Here is a 19267-nt window from a genome sequence, read left to right as displayed (position 1 = left end):
AAGATCGCGAAGCCGGGATTCGCGACGTCGTCGTGAGCGCCGCCGGCGGCCGGAAGCGCCTGCAGAGCGCGAACGCCTACGCGGCTGCGGTCAGCTCGCGAGCAGCGTGACCGTTGCCGTGGCGAGGCCCTGCGAGAGCAAGGATTGGCACGAGAGCCTGCTCTGGCTCGCCATCGTGCTGCCAGCGCAGGTTCTCGCCTGCTCCGGTCCTGTGCCACCTCGGCCGCCATCTCCGACAGTGCCGGCCAAGGCCAAGACGGTGAGCTCGATGGGCCGCTCGGCCGTCTCGCCCGGCGGGGGCTGGTGGTGTAGTGCTCGCGCCATGGGTCGCCGCGTCCGCCTCGCCTCCGTGGATCTGAACTTGCTTGTCGTGCTCGACGAGCTGCTCCGGAGCCAAAGCACCGTCGTCGCGGCGAAGCGCCTCGGTCGGGCGCAGTCGTCGGTGAGCCACGCGCTCGGCCGGCTCCGCGAGGTGTTCGGCGATCCGCTCTTCGTCCGCACCGGGGCCGCGCTCCGGCCGACGAGCTTCGCCGAGGAGCTCGCGGCGCCGCTGCGCGCGCAGCTCGACTCCCTGGAGCAGCTCCTCGATCAGGCCGCGGGCGTGGAACCATCGCGCCTCGAGCGGACGTTCACGATCTCCGCGCCCGACTGGGCCGTGATCATGGTGGTCCCGCCGCTCGTGGCGCGGCTCCGCCGCGAGGCGCCCGGCGTCGATGTCGTCCTGCGCTCCTTCAGGATGGATGTGGATCGGGCGGTCCAGTCGGGCGAGATCGACGTCGCGTTCGCCGTCAGGTTCCAGCCGCTCGCCGGCCTCGTCGCGCAGCGGCTGATGGAGCAGCCGTTCGTGTGCGTCGCGCGCCGCGACCACCCCTGCATCGGAGAGCGCATCACGCTCGACGCGTACGCCGCCGCGGAGCACGTCCTGGTCACGCCCTACGAGCTGCCGGGGAGCCCTCTGGACGACGAGCTCGCGCGGCGCGGGCACCGCCGGCGCGTCGTGCTCCGAATGCCGCATTTCACGGCGGCCCTGTTCGTCGTCGCGCAGACGGACCTGATCGCGACGCTGCCGAGCAGCTTCGTTCACGCCACGGCGCCGCTCCTCGACCTCCGCGTGCTCGATCCGCCGCTCGCCATCCCGCCATTTCCGTTCTCGTGCCTGTTCAGCGCGACGCGGCAGAAGGATCCGGCGCACGCCTGGCTCCGCAGGTGCATCTCCGAGATCTGCCGCGAGATCCAGGCCGCGACGCCGCGCCCGCTCCTCCATCAACTTATCGATAGCGTCGATAGATAATAACGGCCATCCAGACACGCCGCCGCGTCGACCGTCCGCGGCGCCGGCGTTACGCTCCGCCGTGACGATGGAAGTCCGTCGCGTGGCTCGGCGCCGCGCCCGCGCTCGTGGCCTTCGGCGTGATCGGCCGCGCGGGCGGCGCGGGACGTCGTGCCGTGAGCCCACGGTTCCTTTGACCGGACACCGAAAGGAAAGAACACCATGCGATCCATTACCGCCCTTGGCTTCTCTCTCTGCTTCTCCCTGGTCACTTCCGGCTGCATCGACGGCGGGTCGAGCGCGAGCGAGAGCAACGCCGCCTCCGGCGAGGACGTCAGCGCCGGCGCGCGCTCGGGCTGGCGCGAGCTCGCCCCGATCGCCGGCGGCCCGCGCCAGGAGCACTGCGTCGTCGCGCTCAACGGCAAGGTCTATGTCATCGCGGGCGTCGGCGGCGACTTTCTCAACACGGGTCGCATCGAGGTCTACGATCCTCGCGACGATACGTGGTCCGAGGCCGCGCCGCTGCCGGTGGCGCTCAATCACCCGAACATCGCGGCCGTGAACGGCAAGATCTACCTGCTCGGCGGCATGATCGGCGACTTCCCCTGGACGGCCGTCAGCGATGTGTTCGAGTACGACCCGGATACGGACGCGTGGACGGCGCTCGAGCCCATGCCCGAGGGGACCGAGCGCGGGAGCGCGGCCGTCGGCGTGGCGGGCACGAAGATCTACCTCGCGGGCGGGCTGCGCTCGCTGTCGCCCCTCTTCCAGGACACGGTGCTCGCGTTCTCCTCGTACGACGTCGTGACCGGTGCGTGGGAGGCGCTGCCGGACCTGCCCGAGCCGCGCGATCACGTCGGCGGCGCGGTCGTGGGCTCGACGTTCTATGTGCTCGGCGGGCGGGCGAACGGCCAGGGCAACGTGAAGGACACAGTGTTCGCCTACGATCTCTCGGCGCGCGCCTGGTCGACGCGCGCGCCGATGCCGACGGCGCGCGGCGGTGTCGCGGCGGCCGTGAAGGGCAAGAAGATCTACGTCATCGGCGGCGAGGGCAACGAGGAGCCGGGCTCGCTGGGCGTCTTCGACGACAACGAGGCCTACGACACCGCGCGCGACACGTGGCAGGTGCTCGCGCCGATGCCGACGCCGCTCCACGGCACCGGCGCGGTCGCGGTGGGCTCGACGATCTACGTTCCAGGCGGCGGGACGCAGCAAGGCTTCGGCCCAACCGACATCATGGCGGCGTTCAAGCCCTGAGCAGGGCGCGCGGATCATCACGCCTCGCGCTCCTCGCCAGCTCGAGCGCGGTCCCGTCGCCGGGAGATCAGGGACAGCCATGTTCAGCTGCCGAGCGGCCGCATGCGCGGTTGTAAGACCCGTACCGAGCGGCGGGCTCGACGTTCGGCTCGAGCTCGCTCACCCCTCCGGTGCCACCGGCAGCCCGAGCAGCCGACCGATAACCTCGTGAACGACCCGGGCCGCCACCTCGTCCCCGAGGGCGACGGCGCGGCTCAGAATGCTGGCGAGCGAGGCGGTTGGTGGAAAATTCTTGACAGGCCGAAATGGCTTTGCGCGAGCGATACTCCTGCTCGCCAGGGCATAGCTCCCGATGACGAGCGGGACCGTGCGCGATGGCCGGCGCATGGTGACCGATTCTACCACGACGTGCTAAGCGCTCGGAGATGGCTTCGGGAATGGGGGGATTGTGCTGCACACCGCTCGCCTTGGTCATCGCCTGCGCGGCCGAATCCTCGCGCGCGCCCGTCGACGCGGGCACCGACGCGCCGCCCGCGGGCACCGTCACCGCGCCCCCACCGCTCCCCCGTGAGGCCGCCCTCGACGCACGCTTCGTGAAGATCACGCTGCACCGCGAGTTCTACTGCGAGGGGGCGAGCTTTGCGGACTTCAATCACGACGGGGTGACGGATGTCATCGCGGGCCCGGATTGGTACGAGGGTCCGGGGTATGGCACGAGCCATCCCGTCTGGCCGAGGGAAGCCTTCGATCCGCACGGCTACTCGGATTGCTTTTTCGAGTTCCCCTACGACTTCGACCACGACGGTTTCACCGACGTCCTCGTCGTCGGCTTTCCGGGTGTGCCCGCGGCTTGGTACCAGAACCCACGCGACGGCGACGCGCTCTGGGCTCGTCACGACACACTGCCGTGGCCGATCGACAACGAGTCGCCCCTGTTTTCCGACATCACCGGCGACGGCGTGCCCGAGCTCGTGCACATGTCGGGAGGCGTGCTCGGAACCTCGTCGCCCGGCGTGGACCCGACCGAGCCGTGGGTCTTCCGGGCGCTCACCGAGAATCGGGGGTACGGCGCGTTCACGCACGGCCTCGGTGCAGGCGACGTCAACGGGGACGGCGCAAGCGACTTGGTCGAGGCGAGCGGCTACTTCACGCGGAGCCCAGAGTCGCCCGACGGCTTGCCGTTCACGCGCGTCGAGCAGCCGTTCGGTGCCGGGGGAGCGCAGATGCCGGTGGTCGACGTAGACGGCGACGGGGATGCGGACATAGCGACCACGCTCGCCGCTCACGGCTACGGGCTCTCCTGGTTCGAGCAGGTTCCGAACGCGGCCGGCGCCGCGTTCGTGGAGCACGTCGTCGTTCCGGGGACCACACCCGATGCCGCGTCGAGCGTGTTCATGCACGAGCCGCACGCGCTCGCTCACGCCGACATCGACGGTGACCGGCTCCAGGACCTCGTGAGCGGCGAGCGCTTCTGGGGTCATGTGCCTGCCGGCATGCCGGACTTCGACGCGCCGGCACGGCTCTACTGGTTCGAGCAGGCGCGAGCGGCGGAACGCATCGACTTCCAGCCCGTTCTCATCGACGACGATTCGGGGGTAGGCACCCAGCTCACGGTCGCGGACGGCGACGGAGACGGCCGGCCGGACATCGTCATCTCGAACAAGAAGGGCGCTTTCGTCTTCCTACAACGCTAGGGCAGAATCCTCGCGCGGTGGGTGTCAAGATTGCTGGCCGCTGATTTGGTCACATCCTCGTGAGTGCGTGAGCCTCGTGCGTGTGGGGGGTTGAGAGTCACGGGACCGATGGGAGTCCAGTTGCGCCCTCCGGGCGGCGTCGCGCGCGTGGACGAGCGGCGCGGGCATGAAGGCCGCTCGCTGACCACCCGCAGCCACGCGCCATGAGGGGGCAGCTGCCCGCTGCTTTGCGATCACGCCCTGGCCCGTCTCGCACGCGACGAGGGGACGCGCGCTCTTCATGAGCCCACGACGGCCTCTGCTCCGGGCGGCTGCGCCTTCCCGCAAACCCGGGACGTCGCTACGCTGCCTCTCACCATGAGACAGCTTCTCGGTGCATCATCAATCCTTCTCTTCTCGGTCCTCGCGGCCTGCGGCGGGTCCGGCGAGCCCCCCGCTGCCCCGGGCGAAAGCGGCTCCGGTGGCGACAGCCTCGGCGGCGGAATCGACGCCGATGGCGGCTTTGATCTCACCCCCTGCCGCGACCTCCCTTCGGACGCCAAGACCGTCGACTTCTCGGGTGACGGCAAGCGCCTGCTCGTCGGCGACTCGCTCGGGACGAGCGCGATCGACACGCGGATCTGGGCCGTCGAGCGCACCGTGGCGGATCATCGCGGCACGGTCTACGACGCCGTTCTTTCGTCGGACGGCCGCGTAGCCGCGAGCTTCGGAGAGGACGAGGTCGTGCGAATCTGGGACGCCCCGTCCGGCGGGCGCCTCGCCGAGAGCCCGAAGATCACCGGCATCACCGCGTTCGCCCGCTCCGAGGAGGGCGGCGTCATCCTGGTTGGGTTCGGCGACGGCACCGTCAAGGCGCTCGACCCCGCCTCGTGGGAGGAGCGCTGGTCGGTCGACGTCGGCGAAGGCCCTGTCGCGCCCCTGATCGCGTCGCCGCGCGGCAGCCTCTTCGCTCTTGGCAAGGACCGCGGCACCCAGCTTCGCGACGCCACGGACGGGAGGCTCGTCGGGGAGACGACCTTCGGCGATCGCGTGGGCGCCTTCTCCCCCGACGGGATGCGCTTCGCTTGGGCCGAGGACGACGACGTGATCGTCTTCGAGGCCAAGGAGGGTATCCCGGAGCTCGCGGAGGTGCGGGCGCGCAACGTCGTCCTGGCCCTCGCGCTGGGCCCTGACACCGGCGCCGTCTACGTCGCCCACCCGAGCCACGTCGAGCGGCTCGCCCTCGAGGGCGGCGCGGTCGAGATGGAGTATCCCGCCCGGTTCCAGCCGCGCCAGCTCGCCGTGTCCCCTGACGGCTCGCGCCTCGCGGTCGCGTCGCAGAGCCTTCACATCTACGACACCGGCTCGGGCGAGGTCATCTACGAGCGGATCGCCAACGGCTTTGTCTGGAGCCACGACCTGGACAGGACACGACCCTACGTCGCGTTCGCGGGCGCGGGGCAGCCCGCTGAGGTGTGGGACTATGAGACGGGCGTCCGCCGGCGCGTCTTTCCGAGGCCGCCTGGCAATCAGCACCTCGTCGCCTTCCACCCTTCCGGCGAGCTGCTCATCAACCATGATGGCGTCGGTCGCTACTACGACCTCGAGAAGGGCGACCCGACGCGGACCGTCACCTATGAGACGGACGAGGACCTGCCCACGACCTCGTCCTCGGACCCCGAGTGGTCGGGAGACTTCAGGATGTCCCCCGACGGCACGTTGATGCTCGGCACCCATGACGCCAACACGAGGGGGATCTTCCCGGTATTTGACGCCGCGACCGGCGCGCGCGTCGCCACCTTCCCCGGGTTCGACGGCGGTCAAACAGCCTGGGTCTGGTCTCCGGATCAAAGGCTCATCGCGGTCGCGGGGTTTGCCTCGAGCGACGACTCCACCATTCCCACGACGTACACTGGCATCGCCGTCCGCATCCACGACGCAGCGACGACCGAGGTGCTCCACGAGCTCGCCGGCCACGAGCACCCAGTGCGGACGCTCGCCTTCTTCCCCGACAATCGACGCCTCGCCACCGCCGACGAGCAGGGCAGCATTCGCTTCTGGGATGTCGAGACCGGCGATCCGATCGAGGAGTTCCTCGAGCGGAGCAGCGGCGGCACAGGCGACATCGACATCCACGACGGCGAGATCGCCCTCTCGCCCGACGGTCGCTATTTGGCGAGCGCGGCGACGAACTGGGGCCTCACACCCGGTCACACGGGCACGATCACGATCTTCGACATCGAGAAGCATGAGCCTGTTCGTCGCCTGTACTCCTTCGCCGAGGCGAACATGGGGAACGTGAGCTTCTCCCCCGACGCGCGTCACGTCATCATGGGCGTGGCCCCCGGCGTGCGCGTGTATTGCCTCGGTGACTCGCCCGCGCATCCATCTCCTGCTCCCCCGCCGCGCTGAGACAGCGTAGCCGACGATCGCCCCTCGTCGTCGTAGGAAGCGGGGTGCGCGCCGCCGCGCGGTCTCCCCGGATCGTCCGCCGGCGCTCACCGACCTTCGATGACCAGATCGCGGAGCGTGTCGTCGAACTCGGCGCGCGCCATGGCCACGTCCTCGACGCGCTGGGTGATCTTCGCGCCGATCTCCTCCGACTGTCGGGCCACCTCGGCGAGCCGGTCGAGCAAGGTTTGGCGGAGCTTGCCGGCCTGGGGCGTGCGCTCGATGGTCCTCAGGCTCTCGCGCAGCTCGGCCGCGCGGTCGATCAGCTCGGCGCGCCTCCGCCGCAGCGGGTCGAGCTCGTCGTTCGCCGCGTCGAGCGCGCGCCGGAGCGCGAGCGCGCGGTCCAGCCTCGCGCGGAGCTCGGCCGGGAGGCTCGAGCCCTTCAGGTAGAGCGAGAGCCGCTCGCTGTCGGCCTGGACGAGCGGGATCTCGCGCTGCGACAGCCGCGTCTCCTCGACCACGACCTTCTGGGGCGCGCCGGGCGCGAGCTTCTTCTCGACGAGGCAGGCGTCTGGCGTCGCGTCCGTGCACCCCGGGAGGCCCTGCGGCTCGAACCCCGTCGCCCTCGCGTGGCGGATGAGCAATGTCTCCGGCACGTCCCGGCCGGGCCTCACATCGTAGACCGTCACGCGCCGGTACCGATCCTCCACGCTCAGCGCGCCGCGGAACAGCGACACGACCCGCACCGGCACATCCGTGGTCATGCTCGTCGCGCGCACCTCGGTCGAGCTGTCGATGGCGTACGGGATCGTCGCGCTCTCCCCGGGCAAAAGGCGCGTGAGCACACCCTCGCCCACGAAGGTCCCGCCGGAGAAGATCGACACGGATCCGGGCTGGAGACCGAGCGCGCTCCGGTTCTCGATCTGCGCTGCGCGGAAGGGGTGGGTCGCGCTCGCGGGCGCCGCGGGATCGGGGCGGAACAGGAGGACGTCCTCGCCCGCGACCGGGCGGTTGATGAGCGTGATCAGCGCGGACGACTTCTTCGGGAGCGTCACCGGGTTCGCGATCGCGTACCGGAAGGCCCCGGCCACGGCGTCCACGCTCGCCGCGCCCTCCGGCGCCTTCGCCATCGCCTCGGGCGTGACGGCCGGCGCCTCGCGCCTCGGGCTTGGGGCCTGCGCCTGCCTGACGTCCGGGGCGCGCAGGAAGACGCGGCGGTTGCGCTGCCGAGCTTCCTCGGTGTCGCCGGCGACGAGGGGCATCTCGGCGCCGTGCGAGCGCGTCACGAGCTCGGCAGTGACCCCGAGCTGGAGGAGCGCCGCGCGCACGGCCGCGGCGCGCCGGGCCGCGAGATCCGCCGCGCCGGCCTCGTCGGACGACGCGTGCCCCTCGACCTCGAACGCGCGGAGGTGCGGGACGCTCTTGATCGTGCGCGCGATCTCCTCGATGAGCGGCCTCGCGCGCGGCGGGATGACGTCTGAGCCCTTGTCGAAGAGCACGGGGGTCAGGATCTGGATCTCGCTGCTGATGGCGCGGACCGCCTGCGGGCAGCCGTGCCGGTCGGGTTGCGGGCTCGCCGAGCCGGGCTCGCGCGGGCAGGCGTCCTCGTGGTCGAGCACGCCATCGCGGTCGGCGTCGGGCCCGGGCGAGCTCTCCGCGAGCACCGGGGCGAGCGCGCCTCCCTCGCCGTCGTAGACGCCCTTCAGCTCCGGCCTGTCGAGCATCGCCGGCGCGCGCAGGTTCGAGACGTAGGAGAGCGGTGCGCCCGTCGCGAGCGTCACGTTGACCTCGCTCCAGTCCTCGTCGCCGATGTTGCTGATGAGCGCCCAGGCCTGGAGGAGCGCCCGCTTCTCCTTCTGCCCCTTGGCCGGCAGGATCACGCGGTAGGTCGCCTTCCAGGCGGCGGTCGGCACCGCATACGCGATCGACACGGGCCTCCTCGCGGCCGGCGAGAAGACGAGCTCGATCTCGGTGGGATTCTCGGGCCCGCTCGCCTGTTCGGAGCGCGGCAAGAGCGCGCTCACGGTGGAGGGGGTCTCGTTCGGCCCAAGGTTTTGCTCGACGACCACCATGCTCTTCAGCACGTCGTCGACCTCGCGCTCCCGGAACCGGAGCGTGAGCCGCTCGCCCGACATGACGCCGGTGCGCTCGAAGTAACCGAGGCCGTTCTGGTAGAGGACGACGTGCCGCAGGCGGAGATCGACCGACGGCCCTTTCGCCAGCGGTCCGGCGCACGCGCTGAGGGCTAGCGAGAGCGCCGCGAGGAACGCGTGCTTCATGGGGGCGAGCTTTCTGTGCAGAAGTAGGTGGAGGCGCTGGTGCGCCGGCAGTGTACCCGAAGCAGATCGACGGCAAGCGGTCGAGCACGGCGGCGGCGCAGCAGCTCCCCGCTCGCCCGGCCGCAGCGAAGGCGCATACCGCCCGGCCTATCCCTGCCGCCGGACCCGCGGCCGCTGGGCCGCGGCCCCCGCGCTGGCGTCACCGCCCGCGCGCCAGCGGATCGGCGAGGCCAGGACTTGAGCCTGAGGTAGGGCGCGGGCGCTACAGCGGGAAATGTTGCTCATCAGCGCGGCGGAACCTGCAACAAGGCAGGCCGCTCCCACCTCCGATCCCGGCGTCGTCCGCCGCCTCGTACGAGGTCGTCGTGCTCGCGCCGCCGCTCACCGGATTCGCGACAGATTTGTTGCTCCCAGGGGCGCTGCCCCTGCGTTAAACCTTTCGAGACACCGTCGTCACGTGGACGCTCACAAAAGTCCACGACGGCGCCCGGATTCGCCTGGTGCATGCCGGCTTCTGCACGACGAAGAATGATTTTTTCGCTCGAGAGCATGCGCGAAGGATGGCCGAAGGTCGTCCGAGGAACGGCGCCATCTCCAAGGAACACAACTCCACAGAGGCAAATAATTCAAATGGACAAGATCACCGTTACGGGATTGCCCTGGGCCCCGCCGTTCGCGCAGGGGCTCGTTCGCGACCTGCGCGTGCGCTGGGCGCTGGAGGAGGCCGGGCTTCCCTATGAGGTCAGACTGATCGATGGCGGGGAGCGGAGCTCGCACGCATACCGTCAGAAGCACCCCTTCGGAATGGTGCCGGCCTTCGAGGCGGATGGTCGGGGGCTGTTTGAATCGGGCGCCGTCGTGCATCACATCGCTGCGGACTCCGAGGCTCTGATGCCCCCCGATCGGCACGACCGCGCCAGCACGGTCGCCTGGATGTTCGCCGCGCTCAACACGGTTGAGCCGCCGATCCAGAACCTCTTCGCGATGGACCTGCAGCACAGCGAGGAACAGTGGGCGAAGCTGCGGCGTCCCGCGGCTGTGGATGAGGTGAAAGTTCGGCTGGGCGCGCTCTCCGCTTGGCTCGACGGGCGCGACCATCTGGTCGATCGCTTCACCGCGGCGGACGTCCTGATGACGACCGTGCTGAGGTTCCTTCGCCACACAGACCTGCTGACCGAATTTCCCGTGCTCGACGCCTACGTCAAGCGCTGTGAGGCGCGGCCAGCCTTCCAAAAGGCCTTGCGCGACCAAATGGCGGACTACGCTCGAAACGCTCCAGTCGCAGCCTGAGGCTGTGTTGACCATTGGGCCCGGGTTGGGCCCACGCCTTCCGAGGGGCTGCGATCCGTCGTCACGCCCTCCCATGATCCGAGCCCTGCCGCCGCGCGGGCACTCACGGACTGATCGCGGTCCCGACTGTCCCGTTCCCGACTGTCCCGGTCGTCGCCTTGACGCCAGGGTGTTGCCGCACGAGCTTCCAGTGGCAATAGCACAGGTACGGCGGATTGATGCGACACTCGAACCTGTCGACGCAGTACTGAGAGAGCCCCCAGCAGTCTGACGACAGCGTTCCACCCTCGCACGTGCAGGTTCCGTCGTCGCTGCACCACCAACCGAGCGAACCAGCGCCGCCTCCGTTGTTCACGAGCGCCTCTGTCACGGCGGTCGTCTCATCCGGAGTGGTCGTTTCGTCGGGGGCTACGACGCAGCCGGCCAGGAGGCCGGAGGCAAGAGACAGGATGGCGAGCGCGGCGCGAATGGTGTTCTTCATCTGAGCAGCTCCTTGTGAAGGTTCGCTGTTCCCTCAGAGCAAGGCCGGTGCCCGCGCATCACCCCCCCGCATCTTCGGGCCATTCCCGGTGGGCCGGGGCCGCCGGACGCCTGCCTGTGGCGCTGCCTCCTTCGTCGCGATGGGGACTGGTAACCGGCCCCGACGGGCTGGTCACGATGGCGTTGATCGGCCGGTTACCCTGCGCCGCCGTCCGGGTCAAGGCGCTGCGCGCACGCCGCGAGCAGCGCGATCTGCACGAGAGAGGGCGATCCGGCCTTCGCATGGTGTTTCGGTGCCTCGCGGGAACGACACGACAGCCCTCGGAGGTGCGCGTGGGCATGTTGAGCGAAACCTCGCTCACTTGCGCGCGTCGTTGAGCGAAGCCTCGCTCACTTTCGCGCATGGTTGCGCATCGCGGGCGCTCTGCCGGTCCCGGGCTGCGGTCGCGAGCTCGGGCCCCGCGGCATGCGCGTTGTTTGAAGGACCGCGAGCTTCGGGGGTCGGCACGAGCGAGCTCGGCGAGGACAGCCGCAAGATCGCGGGAGAGCCAGTTTTACTGTCACATGGCAGAGGCGAGAGCAGAGCGCGGCGCCTCAGAAGGCGGCATCACGGTGCTTCGCCTTGTACTCCGCCTTGTACAGATCATGGCAGACCTTGCAGCTCGCCTTGGCGCCGTCGATATCGCCCTTCTTGGCCTTCTCCGCGCCGTCCTTCGAGATGGCGACCCACTTCGGCATCCCGGGCGGCGGCTTCGACGCCACATAGTCCAGCGCCGACGCGATCTTCGCGCCGTCGCCGCTCGTGGTCGCCGACTGCATCACCGTCTTCATCCAGCCCTGCATCGGACAGGCCTTCTGTCCCTTTGCGCCGCAGCCGAAATCCTTCCCCTCGGCGACCGATGCGGGGACGTCCGCCGTCCCGCCCGCGGCCCACGCTGCGCTCGCAAAGCCGCCGCCAAAGCCCATGCTGACGCTCATGATCATGGCCCCCATCAGCTTCATGCTTATCGACATCTGGCGTCTCCTGATCCGGTGAAAAGCAAGCTCAACCCCCCATCGCAGCTCGAAATGTGATCGTTCACATTCGCGACGTCAATCCAAATCGACCGATGACGGGGCGAGGTCTTGGCCAGAGCGCGGCCAGAGCGCGCGCTCGAGTGGCCGCGCACAAGAGGCGATACCCAGGGTGCCGGCCGCCTGCGGCACCGAGCGCCAGCCGTCCGTGCGCAGGCCGGCATCAAGCGCATCGGGCCGGCGATCACCGCGGTCCGGCGCCCGCCCCCCCCGCGACGCGGCGCGCCGGAAGAGCCCGCCAGCGCTGTCCTCCCTTCTGGATCGAGGATCCCGCTCGGGCCGGTCGATTGGGTTTGACACGAGAAATGTGATCGTTCACATTTCGAAAGCGTCTACTTGTGCTTTGCCCTGGGGGGTCGTCCTGCGTGCCTTTGCGCGGGCTGCCCGCTCATCGGATGGCGCCTCCGCCGAGTCAGCACCAGGGGTGCGAGGCGCCGGCAATTTCGCTCGCGAGAGGATTCAACGTGCGCTTAAATACAACGTTCTACCGAGCAAGAAGAATGACCCTGTCGGCGATGGCGCTGGGCCTCGTCGCCGCGATTCCGTCCCCCGCTCGGGCGGACAACCCGATCGTGCAGACCTTCTACACGGCCGACCCCGCTCCCATGGTGCACGAAGGCACGTTGTACCTCTACACGTCCCACGACGAGGACGTCACGGTGAACAACTTCTACACCATGAACGACTGGAGGTTGTACTCCACCACGGACATGGTCAACTGGACGGACCACGGCTCGCCCGCGGGCTACAAGACCTTCCGCTGGGGGACCGACAATGCGTGGGCGCCGCAGGGTATCGCCAGGAACGGCAAGTACTATCTGTACGTGCCGCTGAACAACAACACCGGCGCGAGGATCGGCGTTGGCGTATCGGACAATGTTGCAGGCCCGTTCATGGACCCGCTGGGAAAGGAGCTGGCCGTGGCGCCCGGAGGCGGCAACATCGACCCGACGGTGTTCGTCGACGACGATGGACAGGCCCACATGTACTGGGGGAATGCCAAGCTCCGGCACGTGAAGCTGAACTCGGACATGATCAGCACCTCGGGAAGCATCACCGAGGTGCCGTTGAGTGGCTTCACCGAGGGGCCGTGGATCTACAAGCGAGGGTCGCTGTACTACCTCGTCTACGCCGCCATCGCCGGGACCGAGAAGATCAGCTACGCGACCAGCAACAGCCCGACCGGGCCCTGGACCGTCCGCGGCGACATCATGGGCGCTGGCCGAACCTTCACCAACCACGCCGGCATCGTCGACTACAAGGGGCACTCGTACTTCTTCTATCACAACAGCGCATTGCCGGGCGGCAGTGACTTCAAGCGCTCGGTCTGCGTGGAGGAGTTCACCTACGGCGCCGACGGCAGCATTCCGAGGATCATGATGTCCACGAACGGACCGTCCGCCGTCGACACGCTGGATCCGTTCAAGCAAGTCGAGGCCGAGACCATCGCCTTCTCGTCCGGGCTCAAGACCGAGGTGTGCACCGACACCGGCGCCGGCATGAACGTCACGTCCATCAGCAACGGCGACTACATCAAGGTGAAGGACGTCGATTTCCTGGACGGCGTGACCTCCTTCGAGGCGCGGGTATCGTCCACAGCCAGCGACGCGAAGATCGAGCTCCGCCTCGACAGTCAGAACGGCACGCTGCTCGGGACGTGTGACGTCTCGGGCGCGTCGTCCTGGACCACCAAGACCTGTGCGGTCAGCGGGGGCAGCGGGAAACACGACTTGTTCCTGAAGTTCGTCGGTGGCGGCGGCGACCTCTTCAAGTTCAACTGGTGGCGGTTCACCGGACCCACCATGCCGGGTGACGGGGGCGACGGCGGCGGAGGCGGTGCCGGCGGCTCGGACCAGGGAACGGGCGGCAGCAATGGCAGCGCCGGCGCCGGGGGCGCGCCCTCGGGCACCGGCGGCAGCGCCGACGCCGGGGGCACGACCTCGGGCAGCGGCGGCTCGGTCACCGGAGCCACCGGCGGAACGACCGGCTCCGCCAGTTCGGGCAGCGGCAACAGCGCCGGCCCCTCCGGTGGGAACGACGCGGCCGGCGACGACGCAGACGGCTCGTGCGCTTGCCGGACGGGCGCGAGCACCGGGGGCGGCGGACTCGCCGCCGCTCTCTGGCTGGCCGCTTCTGCGCTCGTTCTTGGGCGTCGGCGCCGGTAGTCGCTCGGCAGGTGGAACCAGGAGCCCGCGCAGTTCGGGCACCCGCTCGCGATCGGAACCATCGTTCCGATCGCGTTCCCTATCCCTTGACCGTGACGAGCGGCCAGAGTCGCGCCACGCGCCGCGCGATCCCTGCCTCCTCGACGGAGCGCACCACCGGCGTGATGGGCTTGTAGGCATACGGCGCCTCCTCCTTCATCCGCTGGTGGTACTTCGCGAGGATGTCGCGCCGCCGCCGCACGTGGGGCGCGTCGGGGTCGAGCGGCGTCACGACGTGCAGCTTCTCGACCGCGCGCCGGTAGACGTCCTCGTCCGCATGCGCGGAGCGGCCGCGCGTGAGGCTGCGGCCCGCGCCGTGGCACGCGCTCGAGAGCAGCGCCGCGTGCCCTGCGCCCGCGAGCACCCAGCTCGAGTCGCCCATCGAGCCGGGGATGATCACCGGGTCACCGGTGTACGAGAACGCTCCGCCCTCGCCATCGGGTCCCCCGGCGGGCGTCGCGCCCTTGCGGTGCAGGTAGCGCGGCTCGGCCCCGTCGGGCTCCCAGATGAGGTTGTGCGGCGCGTCGTACACGAGCGTGCTCGCGACGTGACGGCCAAGGACCTCCCGCATCGCGCGCACCACCATGAGGCCCAGGAAGAGGCGGTTCGCGAACGCGAAGTTCGCGGCGTTCCGCATCGCGTCGAGGTAGACGGAGGCCTCGTGGGCGTGGGGGCCCACCGCCGGCAGCACATAGAAGCCGTGCGCCGGATGGGGCACCCCCGCGGGGTACAGCGCGCGGGCGCGCTCGTTGAAATAGCCGCCGACCGCGTGTCCGAGCCCGACGGAGCCCGCATGGGCCATGATCGTGACAGCGTTCTTCGAGAGCCCGAACGAGCGCGCCGTCGCGCCGTCGACCAGCTCGTCGACGGCCTGTATCTCGACGAAATGGTTGCCGCCGCCGACCGTGCCGATCTGGATGTCACGCCCGTCCGCCCGGCCCGACGCCTGGATGTACGCGTCGAACGCGAACGTCCCACGCGCGGGGAGCCCGCCGTGGAAGTGCACACGATCGAGATCCGCGCGCTGGGCGCGAGGATCGTAGTGGGCCCACAGGCCGGTGCGGGCGTTGTCCGCCGCCGTCTCGTGCAGCCCGGACAGGCCATCACGGAGCATCGCCGCGCGCTGGCGCGGCGACATGGGGATATCGCGCTGGCCCTGGAAGAAGATCGCGCGGAGCCGCTGCTTCAGGGCGCCGATGTGCGGCGCGAGCTCGTCCCGGTCCACGTCCGTCGCGAGCAGGCGCATGCCGCAACAGACGTCGTTGCCGACGGCCTGCGGCACCACGAACCCGCGGGCATCCACGACGGTGCCCACGGGGATGCCCGCGCCCTTGTGAAAGTCGGGCGTGAGCACGATGGAGCGGATCTCGCCGGCTGTGCCGCCCCAGAACGGGGCAATCCTGCCGGCCTTCTCCCAGGTCTGAAGATCGCGGAGCGTGCTTTCAAGCGAGGCGAACCGGAGGAGCTCCTCGATGCCGTCGGCCTCGACGACGACATCCTCCCTGGCCACGAGGGTGATCGGAATACCGAACGGATTGTCGATGCGGGCCGTCGCGCCATCCAGGCGACGCACCACCGCATCGAGATGCAGTTTGCCAACCATGCTGCTGTCCAATCCACGAAGACGCACGCGGCCGACGCGATCACGCGACGGGGCCGCGGCTCACTCTCCCCCGATTTGGACCCGGCGCGCGAACGAGGGGATCGCACACCGCAGCAGCGGGGCTCACTATAAACCAGGAACGCCGGTCGTCAAGCGGCGCCGGCCAGCTCGACCTGCCCGGCTGGCGCGGGGCCCGGGCGGCGCGTTCGGTCGCCGCGGGCCCCGCGCTCATCGCGGTTCAGTGGACGCTCAGCAGCGGCAGCCGCAACACCGGAGAAGGCGCCCTTCCTGTGCCCGAAGAGCTCGCCCTCGACCAGCTCCCGCGGCACCGCACCGCAGTTGATCGGCACGAACGGGCCGGCCTGCCCGAGAGCGAATGGATGGCGCGCGCCATGAGCTCCTTGCCGGTGCCCGTTTCGCCCTGGAGCAGCACGGGGATGGCGGAGGCCGCCACGACGGTGAGTTGCGTGAACATCTGGAGCTGTGACGGAATGACGGAGAGCAGCCCAGGGACGGGCGCGGCAAGGCTCGACGTTTCCAGCAGAGTGGCCAGCTCGGAGCCGCGAGGCATCGCCGCGCGATACAGGAAGAACGTGCGACCCAGCTCGAGTACGTCGCCCTCGGCGAGCTCGGCGTGCTGCCTCGGCGCCCCATTGACGACGCTGCCGTTCTTGGAGCCGCAATCCTCGAAGCACCACCGGCCGAGGACCCGCATGATCCGCGCGTGCCTCGACGAGAGCCAGGGGTCGTCGAGGCGGATCTCGACGCGCCGGCGTGCGCCGCTGTCCGCGACCTCCAGCCTCCGGGCATTGCCGCGGCCGATGCCGACCTCCTCCACGTCATCGAGGGCGATGCGCGCCGACGACGCGAGCGGCCGATGGCTGTCCGCGATCAGAAACAAAAATGCGCCGCTCCCTGATCCGTCGAGATCTCGCTGCCCGCCCGTGGCGGATAGCGTTCTTGGGTCAGGTTCACCAGACACGAACCTAGTCGTACCCAGTCGGGCAGACGCGGTCAATACGCCAGGGGGCGGTCGCAGCAGCGAGTCGGCTGGCCGATTCGACCAACTCCCTGGCCGGCGCAACCAGGCCGCCCCACGGGCCGATCGCTAGATCTGCCTCATGCCCAGCCGCGAAGGCGCACACCGCGCGCCTCGCCGGCGAGGCCTGGAGGCTCAAACCATGATCGGTCGAATGGAACTCTCGCGAAATTCGAGGAAGGGCCCGTTGGCCCTCGCGCTCGCCACCACCCTTGCGGTCGCCGGGTGCTGCGATATGCGGGATGACGACGGCCCTGGCGGAGGCTCGACGAGCGGCGGAGGGGACGGCGGCTCGGCGGCCTCCGGCGAAGGCGGCTCATCGAGCTCCGGCGAAGGCGGCTCGTCGAGCTCCGGCGAAGGCGGCTCATCGAGCTCCGGCGAAGGCGGCTCGTCGAGCTCCGGCGAAGGCGGCTCGTCGAGCTCCGGCGAAGGCGGCTCATCGAGCTCCGGCGAAGGCGGTTCGGACCGCTGCTCCCCGGTCGCGACACACAACGGGATCATCTCGATCCAGGACGTATCGATTCAAGGGCTTCCACAGGCGGGCCACGGCCTGACGGTGCAGGTCCTGTTCACCTCGTCCACGCCTCCTGCGTACGAGCAGACGCCCGGAAAAATCGACGGGTGCAGGGCGTGGGTCTACGACGTGGAGGACAGCCCGCCGCCGGCACTGACGGATCAGGGCGTGATCACGATTGCCGGCCTCGAAGGCGGGCCCATCGCGTGCCGCTTCGCTGGCTCGGGTTATGTGTGCCCGACGTCGACAGGGGCCGGACAGGCGAGCGTCGCTCCGGGGCAGCCCGGAACCGCGGCCTACACGATCGAGGGCGCGACGTTCTCCGCGGCCGACGTCGGCCGTTACCTGCGCGTCACCGGCGCGGCGAACGCCAGGAACCAGGGAGCGTTCCCCATCGTCGCCGTGGAGTCGAGCACGACGGCGATCGTGGTCAACCAGGGCGCGGCGGAGGAAGCCTTCGCGGCCGAGTACACCGTCCTCGCCGGGGCGGGGCCCGTTCCGAACAACCCGGTCGACCCGATCGAGCGCGGCGCCGAGGTCGTCGTGGGCGTCTCGCCCGGCGGCGAGATGGCCTTCGACTTCCCCGACACAGCGCCGATCCCGGCCGGCCAGGCGTTCACCCCCGACACGGCGTCGGCGGCCGCCCTCGTGGCGGTGCCGCTCGACGGCAGCGCGCTGACGCTGGGCTGCGGCGGCCCGGGCGGCAGCTGCGGGTCGGCGCAGGCCACGGTCGTGCGCATCACCAGCACGGATGGCAATGTCGAGGGCGCGTCGCCGGCCGCGATGCCGCCGCCCGCGCGCAAGCAGGTCGAGATCCAGTGCGTCGCGTTCGGAGGCGATGGCACGCTGACCATCCCGGCGGAGGCGATGAAGCTGCTCCAGGAGGCCCATCAGGTCTCCCCGATCTCGCGCATCCGCACGGCGCTGATGCGCGAAGGATGGGCGAACGCGACGAACGCTGCCCCGCTGCCCCCGAACACTGCGAGCATCCTCGTCGGCCACGGGCTCCTCGGCTTCACCAACCCCTGACGCCCGCTCGGCCAGCGCCCTGATCAGCGTGTCAGATCGCGCTGGCCCTCGCGATCTCGCGCCGCGGCGAACACCGGCGCGCAGCGATCGGTGCAGATCGTGCATGATCCCAGGCGCATGCACCGCCCGCTGCCCACCGTGATGACGTCCGTGGCCAGGCTGGTCGTCGACCTCGGGCTCCGCGACGGCATCCGGCTGGGCGCGATGGAGCGCGCCGCGCGCCTGCCGTCGCTCGCCGCTGATCCCGACCGGCGCATCGAGATCGACCGGCTGCTCGATCTGTGGACCTATCTGGGTCAAACGCTGGACGACCCGTCGCTGCCTATCCGCGTCGCGCAGCGGGCGAGGGTGGAAGACCTGCATGTGCTCGGGTTCGCGATGATGACCGCGCCCTCCATCCGCCACGCGCTCGGCACCGCGGCGCGGTACAGCGCGCTCCTGACCGACTCGGGCCGATGGGAAACCGTCGAGACCGCGAGGCGCGTCGAGGTGCGGTGGCATCGGCTGCGGCCGCTCACGCTGGGGCACCGCCTCTCCAACGAGACCGCGCTGGCGCAGAGCCTCGGCTGCCTGCGGCAGATGGCGGGCGACGATCTCACGCCGCTGGAGGTGAGCTTCCGCCACGCGGCGCCGCCGCGCCGGACTGCGCACCTGGAGTTCTTCCGCTGCCCCGTGCGGTTCGACGCGCCCTGGGACGGGATGGTGTTCCGCCGCGAGGTCCTCGACATGGTGCCTGTGGGCGCGAACCAGAGGTTATGGGAGTACCTGTGCCGGAGCGTGAGCGCGCTCTGCGAGCAGCTCGCGCCGCCGTCGAGCGCGGACGGCGTGCGGCACCAGCTCGTCCGCGCGCTCGCGAGCGCCGAGGGCGGGATCCCGACGCTCGACGACGTGGCTCGCTCCCTCGGCACGACGGAGCGGACGCTGCGCCGGCGCCTGCAGGTCGAGCGGACGAGCTTCCGGAAGCTGGTCGAGGAGGTGCGCCGCGACCGCGCAACCGACCTGCTGGCGACGAGCAGCGTGACCGAGACGGCGCTCCGGCTCGGCTTCTCGGACACGACCGCGTTCAGCCACGCGTTCCGGCGCTGGTTCGGCTGCCCTCCACGCGAGCTCCGGGGCGCGAGGGGGGCTGCGGGCAATCAAGGGATGTGAGCGGGGGCGAGCCTG

The 19267-nt window shown here is 70.0% G+C and carries 12 protein-coding genes and 1 pseudogene; 8 read left to right on the top strand and 5 right to left on the bottom strand.

Annotated elements, in window-relative coordinates:
* Positions 1-322: 322 nt before the first annotated feature.
* From WMF12_RS10300 to WMF12_RS10285, 4 genes are all read left to right on the top strand, one after another.
* Entirely contained in the window at positions 323-1291 is a 969-nt protein-coding gene (locus tag WMF12_RS10300; RefSeq protein ID WP_437870444.1) for a LysR family transcriptional regulator, read from the top strand.
* A gap of 201 nt (positions 1292-1492) precedes the next feature.
* Positions 1493-2527: a Kelch repeat-containing protein gene (locus tag WMF12_RS10295; protein ID WP_437870443.1), complete on the top strand. Its 1035-nt coding sequence runs from the start codon at positions 1493-1495 to the stop codon at positions 2525-2527.
* Between the two features lie 425 nt (positions 2528-2952).
* Positions 2953-4221 carry an FG-GAP repeat domain-containing protein gene (locus WMF12_RS10290; protein ID WP_437870442.1) on the top strand — a complete coding sequence of 423 codons (1269 nt, stop codon included), beginning with the start codon at positions 2953-2955 and terminating at the stop codon, positions 4219-4221.
* Positions 4222-4578: 357 nt separating this feature from the next.
* Positions 4579-6612 (top strand): WD40 repeat domain-containing protein, encoded by a 2034-nt coding sequence (locus WMF12_RS10285; RefSeq protein WP_437870441.1) that lies wholly within the window; start codon positions 4579-4581, stop codon positions 6610-6612.
* A gap of 86 nt (positions 6613-6698) precedes the next feature.
* On the opposite strand, the gene WMF12_RS10280 is transcribed toward WMF12_RS10285, so the two are convergent.
* Positions 6699-8870: an OmpA family protein gene (locus WMF12_RS10280; protein ID WP_437870440.1), complete on the bottom strand. Its 2172-nt coding sequence runs from the start codon at positions 8868-8870 to the stop codon at positions 6699-6701.
* 630 nt (positions 8871-9500) lie between these two features.
* On the opposite strand from WMF12_RS10280, the gene WMF12_RS10275 reads away from it, so the two are divergent.
* Positions 9501-10160 (top strand): glutathione S-transferase family protein, encoded by a 660-nt coding sequence (locus WMF12_RS10275; protein ID WP_437870439.1) that lies wholly within the window; start codon positions 9501-9503, stop codon positions 10158-10160.
* A gap of 103 nt (positions 10161-10263) precedes the next feature.
* On the opposite strand, the gene WMF12_RS10270 is transcribed toward WMF12_RS10275, so the two are convergent.
* Together WMF12_RS10270 and WMF12_RS10265 are read right to left on the bottom strand one after the other, a co-directional pair.
* Positions 10264-10641, bottom strand: coding sequence for a hypothetical protein (locus WMF12_RS10270; protein WP_437745407.1), 378 nt, complete (start codon positions 10639-10641; stop codon positions 10264-10266).
* A gap of 593 nt (positions 10642-11234) precedes the next feature.
* Entirely contained in the window at positions 11235-11654 is a 420-nt protein-coding gene (locus WMF12_RS10265; protein ID WP_437870438.1) for a hypothetical protein, read from the bottom strand.
* Positions 11655-12214: 560 nt separating this feature from the next.
* On the opposite strand from WMF12_RS10265, the gene WMF12_RS10260 reads away from it, so the two are divergent.
* Positions 12215-13879 carry a glycoside hydrolase family 43 protein gene (locus tag WMF12_RS10260; RefSeq protein WP_437870437.1) on the top strand — a complete coding sequence of 555 codons (1665 nt, stop codon included), beginning with the start codon at positions 12215-12217 and terminating at the stop codon, positions 13877-13879.
* Between the two features lie 79 nt (positions 13880-13958).
* Here the strand turns inward: WMF12_RS10260 and WMF12_RS10255 are convergent, their stop codons facing one another.
* Positions 13959-15521, bottom strand: coding sequence for an RtcB family protein (locus WMF12_RS10255; protein ID WP_437870436.1), 1563 nt, complete (start codon positions 15519-15521; stop codon positions 13959-13961).
* Positions 15522-15766: 245 nt separating this feature from the next.
* Positions 15767-16503: pseudogene (locus WMF12_RS10250) on the bottom strand (sigma 54-interacting transcriptional regulator); the annotation flags it as partial.
* 244 nt (positions 16504-16747) lie between these two features.
* Between WMF12_RS10250 and WMF12_RS10245 the strand changes: the two are divergent.
* The gene (locus WMF12_RS10245; RefSeq protein ID WP_437870435.1) at positions 16748-18103 is read left to right on the top strand and encodes a hypothetical protein; all 1356 of its coding nucleotides are present in this window, start codon (positions 16748-16750) and stop codon (positions 18101-18103) included.
* A 117-nt stretch (positions 18104-18220) separates the two neighbouring features.
* Positions 18221-19252 carry an AraC family transcriptional regulator gene (locus WMF12_RS10240; protein WP_437870434.1) on the top strand — a complete coding sequence of 344 codons (1032 nt, stop codon included), beginning with the start codon at positions 18221-18223 and terminating at the stop codon, positions 19250-19252.
* Positions 19253-19267 lie beyond the last annotated feature (15 nt).

Source organism: Sorangium sp. So ce363 (genome assembly GCF_051520435.1).
GTDB classification, from domain to species: domain Bacteria; phylum Myxococcota_A; class Polyangia; order Polyangiales; family Polyangiaceae; genus Sorangium; species Sorangium cellulosum_B.
Note: the sequence above shows the minus strand (reverse complement) of the source record. Positions and strands in the feature narration are given on the sequence as shown.

Excerpts from the sequence above, each read along its gene's own strand:
- WMF12_RS10270 (WP_437745407.1), bottom strand. The coding sequence starts at position 10,641 with ATGAAGAACACCATTCGCGCCGCGCTCGCCATCCTGTCTCTTGCCTCC.
- WMF12_RS10255 (WP_437870436.1), bottom strand. The coding sequence starts at position 15,521 with ATGGTTGGCAAACTGCATCTCGATGCGGTGGTGCGTCGCCTGGATGGC.
- WMF12_RS10300 (WP_437870444.1), top strand. The coding sequence starts at position 323 with ATGGGTCGCCGCGTCCGCCTCGCCTCCGTGGATCTGAACTTGCTTGTC.
- WMF12_RS10265 (WP_437870438.1), bottom strand. The coding sequence starts at position 11,654 with ATGTCGATAAGCATGAAGCTGATGGGGGCCATGATCATGAGCGTCAGC.
- WMF12_RS10280 (WP_437870440.1), bottom strand. The coding sequence starts at position 8,870 with ATGAAGCACGCGTTCCTCGCGGCGCTCTCGCTAGCCCTCAGCGCGTGC.
- WMF12_RS10295 (WP_437870443.1), top strand. The coding sequence starts at position 1,493 with ATGCGATCCATTACCGCCCTTGGCTTCTCTCTCTGCTTCTCCCTGGTC.
- WMF12_RS10260 (WP_437870437.1), top strand. The coding sequence starts at position 12,215 with ATGACCCTGTCGGCGATGGCGCTGGGCCTCGTCGCCGCGATTCCGTCC.
- WMF12_RS10285 (WP_437870441.1), top strand. The coding sequence starts at position 4,579 with ATGAGACAGCTTCTCGGTGCATCATCAATCCTTCTCTTCTCGGTCCTC.
- WMF12_RS10290 (WP_437870442.1), top strand. The coding sequence starts at position 2,953 with ATGGCTTCGGGAATGGGGGGATTGTGCTGCACACCGCTCGCCTTGGTC.
- WMF12_RS10275 (WP_437870439.1), top strand. The coding sequence starts at position 9,501 with ATGGACAAGATCACCGTTACGGGATTGCCCTGGGCCCCGCCGTTCGCG.
- WMF12_RS10240 (WP_437870434.1), top strand. The coding sequence starts at position 18,221 with ATGCACCGCCCGCTGCCCACCGTGATGACGTCCGTGGCCAGGCTGGTC.